This is a genomic window from Streptomyces sp. 8L (assembly GCF_020176795.1).
GTDB lineage: Bacteria > Actinomycetota > Actinomycetes > Streptomycetales > Streptomycetaceae > Streptomyces.
Genome location: NZ_JAIUKE010000115.1, coordinates 1 through 2,294, shown reverse-complemented (window position 1 = coordinate 2,294; position 2,294 = coordinate 1). Strand labels below are relative to the sequence as shown.

Genomic DNA, 2,294 nt, shown 5'->3' with positions numbered 1-2,294 from the left:
GTACGGAAACGCGTGGGCGGGACCGGCGCGCGCGGCTCCGCTCGCGGATCAGTCCGCGGGGGCCAGCCGTACCGTGCCGTCCTGGTCGACGCTCCAGCCGGGGTTGTGGGCGATCTCCCAGACAACGCCGTTCGGGTCGGCGACATGGGCGTGGAAGCCGCCGAACGCCGCTGCCTGGGGCTCCTTGAGCACCGTGGCGCCCGCGGCTGCCGCGCGGGAGACGACCGCGCGGACCTCGTCGGCGCTGCCGACGTTGTGCGCGAGCGTGACCCCGCTGACGGGGCGCAGGCCGGTCCCCAGGTCGTCAGCGAACTTCGCCGCGTCGAAGAAGCCGAGCACCAGGCCGTGCCCGGTCTGGAAGAAGACGATCTCGCCCGGCACGTCGAGCAGCGGCGTCCAGCCGAGCCCGTCACGGTAGAAGGCGCGGGCAGTGTCGAGGTCGCGGGTGGAGAAGGTGAGGAAGTCGGTGCGCTGATCCATGCCGCGAGTCTGGCCCGGCCCCCCACCGCGTGTCATGAACGAAACGGACATCACCCGGCGGGGCGGGACGCGGCCGGGGGCGTGCGGAGCCCCGCCGGAGGGCAGCCGGAGACGAGGCATGATGGGGCGCGGTTTCGACGAACGGACAGGAGTGTGGTGTGAGCGGCGATCTCGAAGGACCCGACGTGCTCGACCGGCCGGGGACCGCGGTCGTGACGGGCGCTTCGTCCGGAATCGGTTTCGAGTACGCGGAGCGGCTGGCCGCGCTCGGCTGGCATCTGGTGCTCGTCGCACGACGGGAGAACCGGCTCGCGCGGCAGGCCGCGCGGCTGCGCGCGGAGCACGGCGTACGGGTGGAGGAGCTGCCGGCGGATCTGTCGGAGGCCGCCGCGCTGGCGCGGGTGGCCGAGCGGGCCGGGCGTGACGACGTGGACCTGGTGCTCAACAGCGCCGCCATCAACGGCTACGGGCCGTTCGCCGAGGCGGACCCCGGCCTGCTGGCGAAGGTCGTCGCGCTGAACGTGACGGCGCTGACGGTACTGAGCCGGGCCGCGCTGCCCGGCATGCTGCGCAGGGGCCGGGGCGCCGTGGTGAACGTGGCGTCGCTGCTGGCGTTCTCGGGGGACCTGGCGCCCTCCCCCGGCGGTCCGCCCCAGCGGGCGGTGTACGGCGGGACGAAGGGTTTCGTCGTCACCTTCACCCGGATTCTCGCGGCGGAGCTTGCGGACACCCCTGTCCACGTCCAGCTGCTGTGCCCCGGGCTGACGGCGACCGAGTTCCACCTGACGCGGGGCGAGGAGCCGGTGCCCGGCGACACGCCACGGGTGCACGACGCCGGCGGGATGCCGGTGGGCGACGTCGTGCGAGCCTCGCTCGCCGCGCTGCGGAGCGGCGAGCGGATCTGCGTACCCGGCCTGGACGAGCCGGCGGCAGTGGCCCGGCTGGCCGACGCGGAGAGGGACATCCGCAGGGCCGCCGGCGCGGCACTCGCGCCGCGCTACCGCGGCGGCGCCTGACACCGCACGGCCGGCGGACGGGCCCCGCACGGGTCAGTCCGCCGCGTCGGGGCCTCACATCTGTGGCGACTACCCCTCCCCCGCTGTCGCTTCCGCTCGTACGCAGGGACCGGACCCGTGCGTACGCACGAAGAGCGGCGGCCTTCGCGACGTTGATCTTTAACCCGCGCCGATGGGTTCCTTAAGCGACTCCTAAGAAGCCCAACCGCCGCCCGATACGCGTATTTCGACGGGATCGGCAGGGCTAGCGTGCTGCCTCGGAGCACCACCCCCCACCTCCCCACACTCCGCGACGCAGAGGCAGATACGCCATGGGCAACAACACGTACCGCCGCAGGCTGACCGGCAGGACCAAGGCGATCGGAGCGGTGGCGGCGGGCGCCATCGGCGCCGCGGCCTTCGCCGTCACCGGTACCGCGCAGGCCGCCACGACGGGCGCCGCCTACACCAGGACAGCCGCCTGGAGCGACGGTTACTCCGGCCAGTACGTCATCACCAACGCGACGGACAAGGCGGTCTCGGGCTGGACGCTGGAGTTCGACCTGCCGGCCGGCACCACGGTCAGCTCCCTGTGGAACGGCACCCACACCGTCAGCGGGCGCCATGTCACGGTGAAGCCGGAGAGCTGGAACAAGGACCTCGCGCCGGGCGCGTCCGTCACGGTCGGCTTCGTGACCTCGTCGTCCGGGAAGGCCGCCGACCCGACGGCCTGTCTGATCGACTCCGCGAAGTGCTCCGTCGACGACGGCGCGACTCCGCAACCCAGCGGGCGCCCCTCCCGCCGGCCGACCACCGCCC

General features: G+C 73.5%; 3 protein-coding genes. 2 read left to right on the top strand and 1 reads right to left on the bottom strand.

Annotated elements, in window-relative coordinates; genetic code table 11:
- Positions 1–48: 48 nt before the first annotated feature.
- Positions 49–480 (bottom strand): VOC family protein, encoded by a 432-nt coding sequence (locus LCE31_RS11715; protein WP_225014134.1) that lies wholly within the window; start codon positions 478–480, stop codon positions 49–51.
- 158 nt (positions 481–638) lie between these two features.
- Here LCE31_RS11715 and LCE31_RS11710 point away from each other — a divergent pair, with 158 nt between their 5' ends.
- Entirely contained in the window at positions 639–1,496 is an 858-nt protein-coding gene (locus tag LCE31_RS11710) for an SDR family NAD(P)-dependent oxidoreductase (RefSeq protein WP_225014133.1), read from the top strand.
- A 311-nt stretch (positions 1,497–1,807) separates the two neighbouring features.
- The coding region (locus LCE31_RS11705; RefSeq protein WP_225014132.1) for a cellulose binding domain-containing protein at positions 1,808–2,294 on the top strand (487 nt) is incomplete at its 3' end.

Coding starts and splice junctions, on each gene's coding strand:
- LCE31_RS11715 (WP_225014134.1), bottom strand. CDS start 480: ATGGATCAGCGCACCGACTTCCTCACCTTCTCCACCCGCGACCTCGAC.